This window comes from Vibrio profundum (assembly GCF_050337555.1).
GTDB classification, from domain to species: Bacteria; Pseudomonadota; Gammaproteobacteria; order Enterobacterales; family Vibrionaceae; genus Vibrio; species Vibrio profundum.
Map to the genome: position 1 here is coordinate 119240 of NZ_JAKJTA010000003.1, position 14953 is coordinate 134192.

General features: G+C 45.6%; 14 protein-coding genes. 4 read left to right on the plus strand and 10 right to left on the minus strand.

What is annotated here, in order from left to right; all coding sequences use genetic code 11:
- Positions 1–27 precede the first annotated feature (27 nt).
- Positions 28–1452 (minus strand): tRNA (N6-isopentenyl adenosine(37)-C2)-methylthiotransferase MiaB, encoded by a 1425-nt coding sequence (gene miaB, locus L4C34_RS00665; protein WP_428787413.1) that lies wholly within the window; start codon positions 1450–1452, stop codon positions 28–30.
- Positions 1453–1821: 369 nt separating this feature from the next.
- On the opposite strand from miaB, the gene L4C34_RS00670 reads away from it, so the two are divergent.
- Positions 1822–2982, plus strand: a complete 1161-nt coding sequence (locus L4C34_RS00670; RefSeq protein WP_428787414.1) for a 2-octaprenyl-3-methyl-6-methoxy-1,4-benzoquinol hydroxylase — start codon at positions 1822–1824, stop codon at positions 2980–2982.
- Between the two features lie 76 nt (positions 2983–3058).
- On the opposite strand, the gene crr is transcribed toward L4C34_RS00670, so the two are convergent.
- The 5 genes from crr to cysZ form a co-directional block, all read right to left on the minus strand.
- A complete protein-coding gene (gene crr, locus L4C34_RS00675) occupies positions 3059–3568 on the minus strand; it encodes a PTS glucose transporter subunit IIA (RefSeq protein WP_428787415.1) in 510 nt (169 codons plus the stop codon).
- A 103-nt stretch (positions 3569–3671) separates the two neighbouring features.
- On the minus strand, positions 3672–5396 hold the full coding sequence (gene ptsI / locus L4C34_RS00680) for a phosphoenolpyruvate-protein phosphotransferase PtsI (protein ID WP_428787416.1): 1725 nt from the start codon (positions 5394–5396) through the stop codon (positions 3672–3674).
- A 141-nt stretch (positions 5397–5537) separates the two neighbouring features.
- On the minus strand, positions 5538–5795 hold the full coding sequence (locus tag L4C34_RS00685) for an HPr family phosphocarrier protein (RefSeq protein ID WP_428787417.1): 258 nt from the start codon (positions 5793–5795) through the stop codon (positions 5538–5540).
- A 290-nt stretch (positions 5796–6085) separates the two neighbouring features.
- Positions 6086–7054, minus strand: a complete 969-nt coding sequence (cysK, locus tag L4C34_RS00690; RefSeq protein WP_428787418.1) for a cysteine synthase A — start codon at positions 7052–7054, stop codon at positions 6086–6088.
- Between the two features lie 108 nt (positions 7055–7162).
- Entirely contained in the window at positions 7163–7912 is a 750-nt protein-coding gene (gene cysZ / locus L4C34_RS00695; protein WP_428787419.1) for a sulfate transporter CysZ, read from the minus strand.
- 228 nt (positions 7913–8140) lie between these two features.
- On the opposite strand from cysZ, the gene zipA reads away from it, so the two are divergent.
- Both zipA and ligA read left to right on the plus strand, forming a co-directional pair.
- Positions 8141–9073, plus strand: a complete 933-nt coding sequence (zipA, locus tag L4C34_RS00700) for a cell division protein ZipA (RefSeq protein ID WP_428787420.1) — start codon at positions 8141–8143, stop codon at positions 9071–9073.
- Positions 9074–9130: 57 nt separating this feature from the next.
- Positions 9131–11140, plus strand: a complete 2010-nt coding sequence (gene ligA, locus L4C34_RS00705; RefSeq protein ID WP_428787421.1) for an NAD-dependent DNA ligase LigA — start codon at positions 9131–9133, stop codon at positions 11138–11140.
- Positions 11141–11256: 116 nt separating this feature from the next.
- On the opposite strand, the gene L4C34_RS00710 is transcribed toward ligA, so the two are convergent.
- From L4C34_RS00710 to L4C34_RS00720, 3 genes are all read right to left on the minus strand, one after another.
- On the minus strand, positions 11257–11709 hold the full coding sequence (locus tag L4C34_RS00710; protein ID WP_428787422.1) for an NfeD family protein: 453 nt from the start codon (positions 11707–11709) through the stop codon (positions 11257–11259).
- Positions 11710–11718: 9 nt separating this feature from the next.
- Entirely contained in the window at positions 11719–12636 is a 918-nt protein-coding gene (locus L4C34_RS00715; protein WP_428787423.1) for an SPFH domain-containing protein, read from the minus strand.
- A gap of 315 nt (positions 12637–12951) precedes the next feature.
- Positions 12952–13806 carry a co-chaperone YbbN gene (locus L4C34_RS00720; protein WP_428787424.1) on the minus strand — a complete coding sequence of 285 codons (855 nt, stop codon included), beginning with the start codon at positions 13804–13806 and terminating at the stop codon, positions 12952–12954.
- A 68-nt stretch (positions 13807–13874) separates the two neighbouring features.
- Between L4C34_RS00720 and L4C34_RS00725 the strand changes: the two genes are divergently transcribed.
- Complete coding sequence (locus L4C34_RS00725) at positions 13875–14030, plus strand: hypothetical protein (protein WP_428787425.1); 156 nt, start codon at positions 13875–13877, stop codon at positions 14028–14030.
- A 77-nt stretch (positions 14031–14107) separates the two neighbouring features.
- On the opposite strand, the gene L4C34_RS00730 is transcribed toward L4C34_RS00725, so the two are convergent.
- On the minus strand, positions 14108–14935 hold the full coding sequence (locus L4C34_RS00730) for an SDR family oxidoreductase (RefSeq protein ID WP_428787426.1): 828 nt from the start codon (positions 14933–14935) through the stop codon (positions 14108–14110).
- Between the last annotated feature and the right edge of the window lie 18 nt (positions 14936–14953).

Below are 14953 nucleotides of genomic sequence, written 5' to 3' on the forward strand. Positions count from 1 at the left end.
GGTGCCTACTGAAAGTATAGTACGAGCTTATGGAGTAAAGGTAGCCACTCCTAGCTCATTTTCACGACGTGTTTTATCCTTCATCTCAGAAGGGGAGGTGGCTACGCGAAGGTCCATTTCTGGCTCGGTTCTGACAAGCTCACCACGCAATGAATTCGGGAGTACATCAACAATCGTGACATCAACGAACTGGCCGATCAAGTCTGCAGAACCTTCAAAGTTCACAACACGGCTATTTTCAGTCCGGCCACGCAACTCCATTAAGTTTTTCTTCGATGGACCTTCAACAAGGATACGTTGTACTGTGCCTTGCATAAGGCGAGAGTAACGCATTGCTTGTGTATTGATGGTTTGTTGCAGTTCGTACAGACGCTCTTTCTTCTCTTGTGCTGGAGTATCACAAGGATAATCTGCCGCAGGCGTTCCTGGGCGAGGAGAGAAGATAAAGCTAAAGCTCATATCAAAATCTACCTCTTTAATAAGCTTCATCGTGTCTTGGAAATCTTGCGCTGATTCACCTGGGAAACCAACAATAAAGTCTGAGCTGATTTGGATATCAGGACGTGCTTTACGTAATTTACGGATGATGGACTTGTATTCGATCGCAGTGTGCGGACGTTTCATCATAGTCAGAACGCGATCTGAGCCACTTTGTACCGGTAGATGTAGGAAGCTAACCAATTCTGGCGTGTCTTCATAAACGGCGATGATGTCGTCAGTAAATTCTAGCGGGTGGCTAGTGGTGAAACGAATACGGTCGATACCGTCAATTGAAGCAACGAGGCGAAGTAGTTCAGCGAATGAGCAAATTTCACCCTCGTGCGTTAGACCGCGGTAAGCGTTTACGTTTTGACCTAATAAGTTAACTTCACGGACGCCTTGATCTGCTAACTGGGCAATTTCGTAGAGTACGTCGTCGATAGGGCGGCTGACTTCTTCACCACGTGTGTATGGCACCACGCAGTAAGTACAGTATTTAGAGCAGCCTTCCATGATAGAAACGAACGCAGTCACTCCATCGGCTTTTGGCTCTGGCAGACAGTCAAACTTTTCAATTTCAGGGAAGGAAATATCCATCACTGGTGCGTCGTCGCTTTGAGAGCGCTTGATCATTTCTGGTAGGCGATGCAGAGTTTGTGGGCCGAAAATCACGTCAACAAACGGTGCGCGTTCGCGGATATGATCGCCTTCTTGAGTCGCAACACAGCCACCCACACCAATCACAACACCAGGTTTTTTGTCTTTAAGAGTTTTCCAACGGCCTAGCTGGTGGAATACTTTTTCCTGCGCTTTTTCGCGAATTGAACAGGTGTTCAGTAATAATACATCTGCTTCAGCTGGTTCTTCCGTTAATTCATAACCATTTGCTGCGTTTAGCAAATCGGCCATTTTTGATGAATCGTATTCGTTCATCTGGCAGCCCCAGGTTTTTATTAGCAGTTTCTTACTCATCTCACTTTCGCTCGTTTTGTTGTGATAAATCGATTGAGCCGCAGCTCTTGCCATTGCCTATGGCGACAATTAAGCGGCGTATTGTACTGCTTTAAATGCAGGCTGACTAGGGGATGTTTAAGTTTGGCGGTTGAGTTTTACTCAAAGTGATGCGCCTTTTATTATGTGAAAATATAAGCAATTGATTTAGATAAATTTAATCGTTCTTATTCATTTGATGTAGTATCCGTATTCAGCTCGTACTAAGATTGACATAAGTCATTAAACCTTGTTTCTGTTATGGTTTTTTTTGGGGCGGTGAGAATACTAGTTACATTTTTTTTGTGTAATTCGTACAATAAGCACAATTAAGAAATAGGGTGAACTCAGGTGGAAACAGTAAGCAAATTTGACGTGGCAATCGTCGGCGGAGGCATGGTCGGTGCCGCACTCGCGATAGGCTTAGCAAAACAGAATAAATCTGTCGTAATCATCGAAAGTACCCCTTTAGAAAGCTTTCAGCCGTCTCAGCCCATGGATATCCGAGTTTCTGCTATATCGGTCGCCTCGGTGAAAATATTGCAGCAATTGGGAGTGTGGGACACGATAGCTGAGATGCGCATTTGCCCTTACCGCCGTTTGGAAACTTGGGAGATGCCCGAGTGCCGAACTCGTTTCCACGCGAATGAGTTAGGGTTGGAGCAATTGGGTTACATCGTTGAGAATCGCGTCTTGCAGCTCGGCTTATGGGAGCATTTTAAGCAGTACGATAATTTAACCGTTTTGTGCCCTGATAAATTAGCGGATATCTCATTTGCTGAGACCAACCAACTCACCTTAGAATCGGGTAAGCAAGTTCAGGCCACCTGGGTGGTTGGAGCCGACGGCGCGAACTCAAAAGTACGTCAATTGGCTAATATTGGTGTTACCGCATGGGATTATCGTCATCACTGTATGCTGATCAGTGTTGAAACCGCCGCAGAGCAACAAGATATTACTTGGCAGCAGTTTACCCCGATGGGCCCGCGTTCGTTTTTGCCCTTGCCGGGGAATCAAGCTTCTCTAGTCTGGTACGATTCACCAACTCGGATAAAGCAGCTGAGTTCGTTATCGAATGAACAGCTACGTGAACAGGTGTTGTCTCATTTCCCGTCTGAGCTGGGGGATATTAAGGTGGTTCAGCATGGATCGTTTCCGTTAACTCGTCGTCATGCTCAGCAGTATTATTATCAAGGATGTGTGCTAGTCGGTGATGCGGCACATACTATTAATCCGTTAGCAGGGCAGGGAGTCAATCTAGGTTTTAGAGACGTCCACGCGCTTTTGGAAATCACGGCAGATAAGGGTGAGTTGGCTGAATCAGGGCTGGCTGAATATCAGAAGCGGAGGCGCAAAGACAATTTATTGATGCAGGCTGGAATGGATGTGTTCTACAAAGGCTTTAGCAATAATTTTACAGGTATAAAAGCGCTGCGTAACCTCGCGATGAAAGTGGCAGAGCACTCAGGCCCAGTTAAAAAACAGGTGCTTAAATATGCGCTTGGATTATAGTTGCTGAAATTTGCTTTCTAGCGCATCAAAAAACGCTGCCATCGGGCAGCGTTTTAACAATCAGAGTCAGTAAGAGTTACTTAGTAACGCGTAGCACTGGGTTTGTGCCAACGGTTACAGCGCCAGATAGCTTCTGTAGCTCTTTGATTTCATCCATGTTAGAGATGACAACTGGAGTTAGCGTTGATTTCGCTTTTTCTTGCAGTAGCGCAAGGTCAAATTCGATTACAGTGTCGCCAGCTTGTACTGATTGACCTTCTTCTGCAATGCGCTTGAAGCCTTCGCCTTTCAGTTCTACAGTGTCGATACCGAAGTGAACAAACAGTTCTACACCGTCATTTGACTCAATAGAGAACGCATGGTTCGTTTCGAAAATTTTGCCGATAGTACCGTTGACAGGAGCTACCATTTTGTCACCGTTAGGCTTAATTGCGATACCGTCACCGACAATCTTTTCAGCGAATACGACATCTGGCACATCTTCGATATTTACGATCTCACCTGACAGAGGCGCAATGATTTCGATCGCGCCAGCATCGTTGCTGTCATCAGATACAAACTTTTTAATTTTGTCAAACAGACCCATTGTGTCGTGCTCCTAACGTTTATTTATTCTATCGAATTATAGTATACCAATCGAACAAGATAGACGACTACTTTTAGAAGCCTATCTCATTGGTATTTGCAGACTATTGTGTTTTAGCCGCAATGAATTTATCTACACAAGCTTGAATCTCAACAGCCGTTGGTAGAGAAAGGGCTTCTTCAGCCATCGCTTTCACTTCAGTGAAATTACTATTGCGGATTACTTTCTTAACTTGTGGGATAGAGATGCCGCTCATGGAGAACTCATCTAAGCCCATACCAAGTAGCAATAACGTTGCGCGTTCATCGCCCGCTAGTTCACCGCACATACCTGTCCATTTTCCTTCAGCGTGAGATGCGTCGATCACTTGTTTGATGACGGTCAATACTGCCGGAGAGAGAGGGTTGTAAAGGTGAGAAATCATCTCGTTGCCACGGTCAACCGCCAATGTGTACTGGGTAAGGTCGTTGGTGCCGATTGAGAAGAACGCGACTTCTTTTGCAAGGTGGTGAGCGATTGCAGCTGCTGCTGGTGTTTCCACCATAACGCCAATTTCGATCTCTTCGTCAAACGCAAGACCTTCAGCACGAAGCTCAGCTTTGTACTGTTCGATTGCCGCTTTAAGTTCACGGATTTCTTCAACCGAGATGATCATTGGGAACATGATACGCAGCGTGCCGTGTGCTGATGCGCGTAGAATACCACGCAACTGATCACGAAGGATTTCACGACGGTCTAAGCTGATACGCACTGCGCGCCAACCTAGGAATGGATTCATTTCTTTCGGCAAGTCCATGTAAGGCAGATCTTTGTCACCACCAATATCCATGGTACGAATAATGACGGACTGACCTTCCATCGCTTGCGCGACTTCTTTATAGGCTTGGTACTGCTCTTCTTCAGTTGGGAGAGATGTGCGATCCATGAATAGGAATTCAGTACGATATAGACCAACGCCTTCACCGCCATTACGTAAGATACCGTCACAGTCCTTTACCGTACCGATATTGCCGCAGACTTCGACATGGTGGCCATCTTTTGTTTCAGCTGATAGGTCTTTTAGCTTAGCTAATTCTTCTTTTTCAGCGAAGAAGGCATCACGAACTGCTTTTGCTTCGTTAAGCTGCGTTTCCGATGGGTTAGCAATTATCTTGTTGTTAATCGCATCTAGAATCAGCGTATCGCCATTTTTTACTTGCTTAGTGATGTCGTTAGTTCCGACAATTGCAGGTAATTCAAGAGAACGAGCCATAATAGAAGTGTGAGAAGTGCGTCCGCCGATATCGCAAGCAAAACCTAGTACGTAGTCTAAGTTAATTTGCGCGGTTTCTGATGGCGTCAAATCGTAGGCCACAAGAATCACTTCTTCGTTGATATCGCTAAGCGACACAATGTTAATGCCTAGAGTGTTTTTGACAAAACGAGAGCCGATATCACGAATATCTGTCGCACGCTCCTTAAGGTATTCATCATCCAGAGATTCTAGGGCAACTGCCTGCTCTTCAATCACAGTATGAATGGCGTTGTCAGCGTGCATTTTGTCTTTTTTGATCAGTGCCAAGATCTCTTCTTCAAGCTCTTCGTCTTCAAGCAACATAATGTGCCCTTCGAAGATGGCTTCTTTTTCTTCGCCAAACGTTTCAAGTGCTTTTTGCTTGATGGTTTCTAATTGCTCTGAAGATTTGGTGCGGCCAGTATAAAAACGTTGAATTTCCGCTTCTATTTGGTCATCTGAGATTGGATGTGTGTTTAGGACAATTTCATCTTCTTGTAACAATAGTGCTTTGCCGAAAGCAATACCAGGAGATGCCGGAATGCCTGAAATCATAGCCTTACCTTAAGTTGGTCAACAGTGTAGGGGAGAGGGTTTGGACTCGGTGTAATGTAATATGTAGACTAATTCGCTGCCCATTTCCAACAAAGCCACTTTGCTTACACAAAATGGCTTTGAAAAATGAGGTCGCTGAGATTAGTGCAGTTGGTCCATTAGAGCAACTAGGTGGTCTACAGCTTGTTCAGCTTGAGGGCCTTCAGCTGTAATAGTCACTGTTGTGCCTTTTACTAAGCCTAGAGTTTGAAGTTTGAACAGGCTTTTCGCACTAGCGCTTTTGCCATTAGAAGTCACAGTAATGTCTGCATCGAAAGATTTCGCTTCTTTTACAAACTGCGCAGCAGGACGAGTGTGAAGGCCGTTTTCTGCAGTGATTTCTACTTGCTTCTCGTACATTGTGTATACCCCGATTGATTTATTTTGTTAATTAATTAACCAAAATTAGTTTAACGTTTGCGGAGCCGATTATAAACCGACCCTGCGTGATTAGATTACAGAATCCGTATCTGGTTAATCCTCAGTGGTGGCGACAGTATCCGCAGCCACTGTACAGAGACGTTTCACGCCTCTTTTTATTTTGAAGCTAAAAATAAAGCTGTGGTGATATTACCAAAGGTGCGGCAGGGATCAACAAAAAAGCCCCGAATCGGAGCTTTTTTTGGCCTAGATCATAATATGCGGTTCTACTATTGCTGAACTTCTTTGTCGGTGAAAGTGCCAGCAAAGAGCACTGAACTTAGGTAACGCTCACCTGAGCTTGGAAGTATGGTAACGATATTTTTACCTTTGAAATCAGGGTGGTTAGCGATTCTGTTTGCCGCCACAACCGCCGCGCCCGATGAGATTCCCGCCAAAATCCCTTCCTCTTCCATAAGGCGTTTCGCCATTTCGATTGCTTCTTCAGAGCTGACAGTTTCTACTTTATCAACAAGCTCTAAATCTAAGTTTTCAGGAATAAACCCTGCACCGATGCCTTGAATCTTGTGCGGAGCCGGTTGAATAGCTTCTCCAGCAAGCACTTGAGTGATGACTGGTGACTCGCTTGGTTCGACCGCAACCGAGGTAATTGCTTTGCCTTTAGTTTGTTTTATGTATCGGCTGGTGCCTGTAATCGTACCACCAGTCCCTACGCCGGAAACAAAGACATCGATTTCACCGTCGGTTGCCTCCCAGATTTCAGGCCCGGTGGTTTTTTCGTGAATGGCTGGGTTGGCTGGGTTGTTGAATTGTTGTAACAGTAAGTAACGCTCAGGGTCGCTTGCGACGATTTCTTCTGCTTTGTTAATCGCGCCTGTCATTCCTTTCGCCGCTTCAGTCAGTTCTAATTTTGCGCCTAGTGCTTTGAGCAATTTACGACGTTCCAAACTCATGGATTCTGGCATCGTAAGTGTGAGCTTGTAGCCACGAGCAGCTGCGACAAAAGCCAGTGCAATACCGGTATTGCCGCTGGTAGGTTCAACCAATTCAACTCCAGGCTTTAGCAAGCCTTGTTTCTCAGCCTGCCAAATCATATTTGCGCCGATACGGCATTTGACACTAAAACTTGGGTTGCGAGATTCGATTTTCGCTAATACATTGCCATTGCTGACTCGGTTTAGGCGAACTAACGGTGTGTTGCCGATGGTGAGGGAATTATCTTCAAATATTTGACTCATGGGCTGTTTCCTTTTCCGTTTTATTTTTCAGGCTACGTTAGCAGAATATGTGTCGGCTAAACATTGGGAAAATATCAAATTGCTATAAGCTATACACTTTGATTTCCGTTAGTCATGCTGTTCGTTTTTAAACTCTTCTACCCACATGGCGGTCGCGCCGCAAACCGCGACAGGGACGATGAAGAGATTGACTACAGGAATACTGGTGAAGAACGCGACTAAGAACCCAAAGCTATATACTTTCGTTTTTTTGCGTTTCAGATCTGAGCGCATGTTCTGGAAGGAAATCTTGTGATTGTCGTAAGGGTAATCGCAATATTGCACCGCAAGCATCCAAGATGTGAACAAAAACCAAAGTAATGGGCCTAACGTTTGTCCAAGTGCTGGAATCAGCAACAGTATGAATAAGCCAATGGCTTTTGGTATGATGTAGAGCAGTTTTTTCCATTCACGAGCCAGTACTCGTGGTACATCTTTGATGACATCAAAGACACCATCGTCATTGATTTTTTGACCGGTTAAGGCTTGTTCCACTTTTTCTGCCAATAACCCATTGAAAGGCGCCGCGATGAAATTGGCGAGGGTGCTAAAAAAGTACGAAAAAGTCGCGAGGATGGTGATGACCAATATTGGCCATACTAGATAACTCAACCAATCGAGGAAACTTGGCATTAACCCCATGAAGTGAGCGACCCAAGTGTTTAAGTGAGAGAACAGGTAGTAGAGTGCGCCGCCAACGAGTAAAATGTTGGCCAATAATGGCAATATAACGAACTTACGTATCCCGGGTTGGCGAGCTAATTTTAGCCCGTAAAGGAAATAACCAAATCCAGTCATTTTTTTTTGCGATGTGATCATAATTATTTGTTGTCTATAGTAAAAAGGTTAAAAGGTATTCTACCGATACTTTTTGAGAAAAAAAGCGTGGTAACTGTCACGATATATTGACAACTTCTCACATTAATCAGTTCTAAAACATATAAAAGTTTTGGTAAAGTAGACCTAAAGCGCTTAATGACGTTTATAGACGCGCAAGCAAAGTGCGGATTTAGGATACATCCACAGACAATTAGCTGAGAGTAAATAATGCAGGAATTGCGACTTGTACTCATTGTTGTTGGCGCGTTAGCAATTGGCGCGCTGCTTTTCCATGGTCTTTGGACCAATAAACGAGAAGGAAAGTCTAAGTTTGCAGATAAGCCTCTTGGTAAGCTTCGTGTTGATCAAGAGACAGAAAGCTTAGATGAGCCAGAAGATGATTATCTGGTTGAGAGTGGGGAAATCAAACGTAAGCACAGAAAAGAACCCGACTTCAGCCGTGACGACCGAATGCCGGATCCTCTTATTGATGATTTCCCGGCGATGGTACCCAGTGGTGCTGAGCCTGAGGAATCAGGTTTTGATGCCGAACCTAGCGCTGTGAACTTACAAGAATCGCAAGAAGAGCAGGATACGCTTTTAGCCACAGAAGCTTCTGTGGTGACTCCTCAGCCTGACATAGCGCCTACCTCTGTGGTCGAACCGGAAGCTACGCTAGACTCTGTGGATGAGCCAGCTCAGGTGGAACCGAGTGTGAGTGCTGAGCCAGAAGAATTGGAGATGCAAGTGTTGGTGTTGAACGTACATGCTGCGGGAAATGCCCCATTTATTGGCACCAAGCTGTTTGATAGCATGCAGCAACACGGGCTAAGCTATGGTGAAATGGATATTTTCCACTACCGCGTGGAAGTCTCGGGTACGAGTAAAGTGCTGTTTAGCGTCGCCAATATTATGCACCCCGGGACGTTAGCGCACAGCGATCCCGCGCAGTTTTCCACGCAAGGTATTTCTTTTTTCATGACGCTACCTTGTTACGCTGAACCGGATCAAAACTTTAATTTGATGCTAAAAATCGCGCAACAGATTGCCGATGATCTTGGTGGAAACGTGTTAGATGATCAACGCAACCTCATGACGCCTGATCGGTTGGCTGCGTATCGTCGCCAAATTCAGGAATTTACTTCGGCCAAAATTGATTAAACATTGTAAAGGCTCCGAAAGGGGCCTTTTTAATGCGACTTACTGCAAGAGTTACTTATGTCTCAAACCATTTTAGAAAAACTGAACGCGTTGAAAGATACGCTTCATTATCATGCTGTTCGTTATTACGTTGAGGATAGCCCAGAAGTCCCAGATGCCGAATACGATCGTTTGATGCGCGAACTATTGGCAATTGAACAAGATCACCCAGAGTTAGTGACCCTCGATTCTCCGAGCCAGCGTGTCGGCGGACAACCATTGGATGGGTTTGAGTCCGTGGCTCATGAAGTGCCGATGCTGTCGCTTGATAATGCTTTCGACGATGGTGATTTAGATAGTTTTCATAAGCGAATGCAAGATCGGTTAGCGATTGCTCAGGTCGATGCCTTCTGCTGTGAACCAAAGCTTGATGGTCTCGCCGTGAGTCTGTTGTATGAAGAGGGTGTGTTAGTCCGCGCCGCGACCCGCGGCGATGGTAACACTGGCGAGAACATTACCGATAATGTGCGTACCATCAGTGCCATTCCTCTTAAATTGCAAGGTGAAGGCTGGCCAACGCGGCTCGAAATTCGCGGCGAAGTCTTTATGCCTGTCGCAGGCTTTAAACGGCTCAATGATAGTGCGCAAAAGAAAGGTGACAAAGTGTTTGTGAACCCACGCAACGCTGCCGCAGGAAGTTTACGTCAGTTGGACTCTCGTATTACCGCCACCCGGCCGTTGGCTTTTTATGCCTATAGTGTTGGTTTGGTTGACGGTGGGGAGCTGGCAAGCAGTCACTATGAGCGTTTTTTACAAATTAAGCAGTGGGGACTGCCTATTTGCCCAGAAACGCGCCAAGTGACAAGCATGAATGAAGTGAAAGCATTTTATCGAGACATCCTTGAGCGTCGCGATCAATTGGCGTATGAAATTGATGGTGTTGTCATTAAAGTCGATGATATTGCGTTGCAAGAGCGACTTGGTTTTGTCGCGAGAGCGCCGCGTTGGGCCATTGCTTATAAGTTCCCAGCTCAAGAAGAAATCACCCGTCTCAACGACGTAGAATTCCAAGTTGGTCGCACCGGTGCGGTTACGCCGGTGGCGAAGCTGGAGCCGATTTTTGTAGGTGGGGTGACGGTGAGCAATGCCACGTTACACAATGCCGATGAAATTGCCCGTCTTGGCGTAAAAATTGGCGACAGTGTTGTGATTCGCCGAGCCGGAGATGTGATACCGCAAATTGTGTCTGTCGTGCTAGACAGACGTGAAGCGTCAGTGACCGAAATCGAGTTCCCAATTCGCTGCCCAGTTTGCGATTCTGAATTGGAGCGTATGGAAGGTGAAGCGGTCACTCGTTGCACGGCAGGCTTTTTATGCCAAGCGCAGCGTAAAGAAGCGCTGAAACATTTTGTTTCTCGTAAAGCGCTAGATGTCGATGGCCTTGGCGAGAAAGTGATTGAGCAGCTCGTTGATAGAGAAATGGTTGAATCACCCGCAGACTTGTTCAAACTCTCAGCTGGTGTGCTAACGGTATTAGAGCGAATGGGGCCGAAATCGGCGCAAAATGTGGTTAGCGCTTTGAACAAATCAAAGTTAACGACTTTACCAAGATTTTTGTATTCACTTGGCATTCGAGAAGTGGGTGAGGCAACGGCAAGTAATCTGGCTCAGCATTTTAAAACGCTTGATGCGATTGAGAAGGCATCGCTAGAAGCCTTAGTGGAAGTGTCAGATGTTGGCGATGTGGTTGCGAGTCATATTGTGGCATTTTTCTCTCAGCCGACCAATCAAGCTGTCGTCAAAGATCTCTTGGTTCAGGGCATTCATTGGCCAGAATTAGAAGAAGCGAATGGCGATGTGCCACAGCCATTGTTAGGTAAAGTGGTGGTATTAACGGGTTCACTGTCTCAATTATCTCGCACGGAAGCGAAAGAAGCCTTACAAAAGCTTGGCGCTAAAGTTACTGGCAGCGTATCCAAAAAAACCGACATTTTGTTTGCAGGAGAGGCGGCAGGTTCGAAGCTGGCTAAAGCACAAGATCTAGGGGTAGAAGTGCGCAGCGAGCAAGACTTGATTGATCTTCTTTAAACGTAATACCTGAACTAAAGCTCTAAACGAAAGAGAAGAGGCGTAGTGCCTCTCCTTAAATGACTTCGCTTCATGAGGCTGATTATTCAGCCTCATGGCAAGTTAGGTATCGAATGTTAGTCGATTTTTTCGACGATAAGCATGATACCTTGCACATCAATCACACGCACTTTACTGCCCGCAGTCAATGGTTCATCGCATTTAGCGGGCCAGCTGCTGTCGCTGATTCGAATCCGACCTTTTCCGTGAGGGAGATCTTCGTCTAATACAGTGGTTTGTCCGATCAGCTGTTTTTGTTTTTGGTTTAAATCTCGCTCACTATCGCCTTGGTTATCTTTTTGGGATTGCTTTTTCCACCATAACCAAGTGGTGATTAAAGACAAAACACCGAATATGATCCACTGCGTTGACCAATCTATTGGAACAAAAGCGTACAAAGTGCCGACAATCAGCGCGGAAATGCCTAGCCAAAGAAAGTAGCCAGCGGTACCTAATATCTCTAAGGCAAGCAATGCAAAGCCAAAGGTGAGCCAATGCCAATGATTCATTTGTTCCAATAGTTCGATCATGACGTGCACCTATTCGTTGTTGACGTCTTTTGCCTTAAACATTTCTGCAATGCCAGCAATTGACCCCATTAAGCCTGATGCTTCTAATGGTAGCATAATGATTTTGCCGTTTTCAGCTTGCCCAATGGTTTTCAGCGCTTCTGTATAGTTTTGGGCAATAAAGTAATTGACCGCCTTCATATCGCCATTGGCAATGGCGTTGGATACCATTTCGGTTGCTTTGGCTTCTGCTTGAGCGGCACGTTCTCTTGCTTCGGCTTGGAGTATAGCGGCTTGTTTTTCACCTTCAGCGCGTAGAATCTCAGACTGTTTTTGTCCCTCAGCACGCAAGATTTCTGCTTGTCGAACCCCTTCCGCTTCTAATACTTCGGCACGCTTATTCCGCTCAGCCTTCATCTGCGCGTTCATAGCTGCAGTTAAGTCAGCCGGTGGTTGCACATCTTTAATCTCAATACGAGTGACTTTGACGCCCCAAGTGTTGGTGGCTTCATCAACAATGGTCAGCAATTTGGTATTGATCATATCTCGATGGCTAAGCATTTCATCGAGCTCCATTGAGCCGAGTACTGTCCGCATATTCGTTAGGGTGAGGTTACGAATGGCATTTTCTAGATTATTGACTTCATAGGCTGCTTTCGCTGCATCGATGACCTGCACAAAGCAGACTGCGTCTATGGTGACGTTGGCATTATCTTTGGAGATGACCTCTTGAGCTGGGATGTCCAATACCCGCTCCATCATATTGATTTTCTGCCCGATGCGGTCGATGAAAGGAATGATGATATTCAATCCGGGCGTAAGGGTGTTGATGAAGCGGCCAAATCTTTCTACAGTCCAACTGTTCCCCTGAGGAACGGTTTTAACACTCGACGCAACCACGACGATCACGACGACAATAAATACCCCAATAGTAATTAACGAATCCATGATGAATACCCTGTTGTGTATATAACTAGATGTGAGTATACCCAGTTAACCTGAAGGATCTGATCTCAGAGGAAGTCGCAAGGCAGTAGGCACTTAGTAAGAAAGAAATAATCCTTATTAAGTCGATTACTTTGTCTTCATCAAGAGGTCAGACCTCGTGTGTATTTTTCAGATAGTCTGGGGGTGACTAATGTATTTTACGTACTAATGTATTTTACGTACAAATGGGGGAGGGAACAAAGTTTTTATGCGCTCAGTAACATAAAAAAGAAGGTCATTTTATTATGACCTTCATCCAAGTTACCAGCGTTCAGTTTAGTAGAGTAGTGAGTAAAGTTGGCGACGATATTTGCTGGCGACCGCGCTGCCTTGACCGAGGGCAGTTAAAATATCCATAAAGGCTTTTTTAAGTTCACCGTCAAGAGCATTAAGATCGGTGCGTAAAAATGACCAGATTAATTCTAGTGCCTCTTCGTCTCGGTTCACTTGGTGATATTGCAGCGCAAGATCGTGGGCTGCTTGTACGCACGTCGGATCGGTTTTTAACGCTTGCTCCAATGCTTGTACTTCGGGGCTGTTAGCTGCTTGCTCATGCAACTCAAGTTTTGCGACCAAACCTTTATAGTAGTTGTCTTGATATTCAAGCGGGATGTGGTCTAGCAGTTTACTGGCAAGCTCAAATTGATTGCATTCTAATAGGCAGTCTGCAGTGGCTAACTTTACGTCGCCTTTTTTCGTCATTTCTTCTGGTAGGGCTTGCAGAGCTTGTAGGGCTTCTGAAAACTTGTCTTCTTCCATTAGAGCTTGAGCGTTTTTGAACGCTATTTCATCTTGGCTTGGCAGGTGTTTGTTGAGCATTGCTTGCACATTGGGCAGAGTTTGTGGTCCGCCAAGTCCGTCAACCGGTTGGCCTTTTACAAACAAAGCGATGGTCGGTAAGGCTTGAATACCAAATTGCGCGGCAATGGCTTGCTGTTCTTCACAGTTGACTAACGCGAGGGTGAAAATACCGTTGTATTGTTGGGTGAGCTGACGAAGTTCTGGAATAAGATCAGAGCTTTCTGGACTCATCGGTGCCCAAAAGTGAATTAATACAGGTGCCTGCATTGAACTCTCTAAAGTCTGGCGGAAGTTTTGCTCATTTAAATCCACGATATAGGGTGATTGCATTGGTGTGTCCCTTACTTTTCTTGTTAATTAAGAAATGAGGGCACGAGCGCCTGAAATCAAGGAAAAAAATGAAAAAGCACCACGAGAAAGTGGTGCCGATTCTTTGGATGCTTTGTTATGTGAAAGCAACGAGGATGAGTGCTACTCCCACACCTAGCCAATTTAATTGGGTCAATGTCATTTTACTGCGCACCGATTGTGGAACATTAAAAACTAGTGGTTGAAAAACCAGTGGTTGCCGGCAATGCCGTAGCTTTGATAATTGCATTCCAATGTGACGCAAAAATGACAAGGATCTTTTTTATGCCGCTCGCCGTAAAATAGGATCAAGCCACTTGCTGGGTAATAGGCGTTTCATGATCGCAAAGATCTTGGTTGGGGTGGTGATGGGGTAGCGATGCTTAGGGTTATCCGACTCTAGCGCGTGGAGCAGAGGCGGTATACACGCTTCCGGTGGTAAGACAAAACGATTATTGGAGCTGGTGGCCTGCAAACGATCAACTTGCTGCTGATAATGATGGCTATGACGGCTGCTGCTAATATTGATCCAACGCTGAAAAGCGCGTAATGCATTGGCACGGAATTCGGTATTAATTGGTCCAGGTTCCAGCAAACTAATATCCACATTGGTATCAAATAGCTCAAGCCGCAGTGTATCTGTCCACCCTTCGATAGCAAATTTAGACGCGTTGTACGCACCTCGATATTTCATCGCGGCAAAGCCGAGTACGGAACTGTTCTGGACGATACGGGCTTTTGGTTGAGCCAGCAAAGTTGGTAACAGAAGGCGAATTAGCTCATGCCAGCCAAACACATTGCTTTCAAACTGGGCTCGTAACGCATCGGTTGGCAAGTCTTCTAGTGCTCCCGGTTGTCCATAGGCACCGTTATTAAAGACGGCAAAGAGACTTCCTTCACAAAGTTCTAAAGCGAGCGCAGTTGCTTGCTGGATACTGCTGGGATCATTTAGGTCGAGCTGAATGCATGTCAGCCCTTCTGAACGTAGCCGTTCTACATCAGTATCTTGTCGGCAAGAGGCGATGACTTGGTAACCCCGTTGGTGAAGGGCGTGTGCGCACGTGTAACCGATACCAGTTGAACATCCAGTTATGAGGATGGCTTTTTTCATGGGCGAACCATTCGTAAT

What these genes read in the sequence shown, in the direction of transcription:
- miaB (WP_428787413.1), bottom strand. Translation starts at nt 1,452, where the DNA reads ATGAGTAAGAAACTGCTAATAAAAACCTGGGGCTGCCAGATGAACGAA.
- crr (WP_428787415.1), bottom strand. Translation starts at nt 3,568, where the DNA reads ATGGGTCTGTTTGACAAAATTAAAAAGTTTGTATCTGATGACAGCAAC.
- ptsI (WP_428787416.1), bottom strand. Translation starts at nt 5,396, where the DNA reads ATGATTTCAGGCATTCCGGCATCTCCTGGTATTGCTTTCGGCAAAGCA.
- L4C34_RS00685 (WP_428787417.1), bottom strand. Translation starts at nt 5,795, where the DNA reads ATGTACGAGAAGCAAGTAGAAATCACTGCAGAAAACGGCCTTCACACT.
- cysK (WP_428787418.1), bottom strand. Translation starts at nt 7,054, where the DNA reads ATGAGTCAAATATTTGAAGATAATTCCCTCACCATCGGCAACACACCG.
- cysZ (WP_428787419.1), bottom strand. Translation starts at nt 7,912, where the DNA reads ATGATCACATCGCAAAAAAAAATGACTGGATTTGGTTATTTCCTTTAC.
- zipA (WP_428787420.1), top strand. Translation starts at nt 8,141, where the DNA reads ATGCAGGAATTGCGACTTGTACTCATTGTTGTTGGCGCGTTAGCAATT.
- ligA (WP_428787421.1), top strand. Translation starts at nt 9,131, where the DNA reads ATGTCTCAAACCATTTTAGAAAAACTGAACGCGTTGAAAGATACGCTT.
- L4C34_RS00710 (WP_428787422.1), bottom strand. Translation starts at nt 11,709, where the DNA reads ATGATCGAACTATTGGAACAAATGAATCATTGGCATTGGCTCACCTTT.
- L4C34_RS00715 (WP_428787423.1), bottom strand. Translation starts at nt 12,636, where the DNA reads ATGGATTCGTTAATTACTATTGGGGTATTTATTGTCGTCGTGATCGTC.
- L4C34_RS00720 (WP_428787424.1), bottom strand. Translation starts at nt 13,806, where the DNA reads ATGCAATCACCCTATATCGTGGATTTAAATGAGCAAAACTTCCGCCAG.
- L4C34_RS00725 (WP_428787425.1), top strand. Translation starts at nt 13,875, where the DNA reads ATGAAAAAGCACCACGAGAAAGTGGTGCCGATTCTTTGGATGCTTTGT.
- L4C34_RS00730 (WP_428787426.1), bottom strand. Translation starts at nt 14,935, where the DNA reads ATGAAAAAAGCCATCCTCATAACTGGATGTTCAACTGGTATCGGTTAC.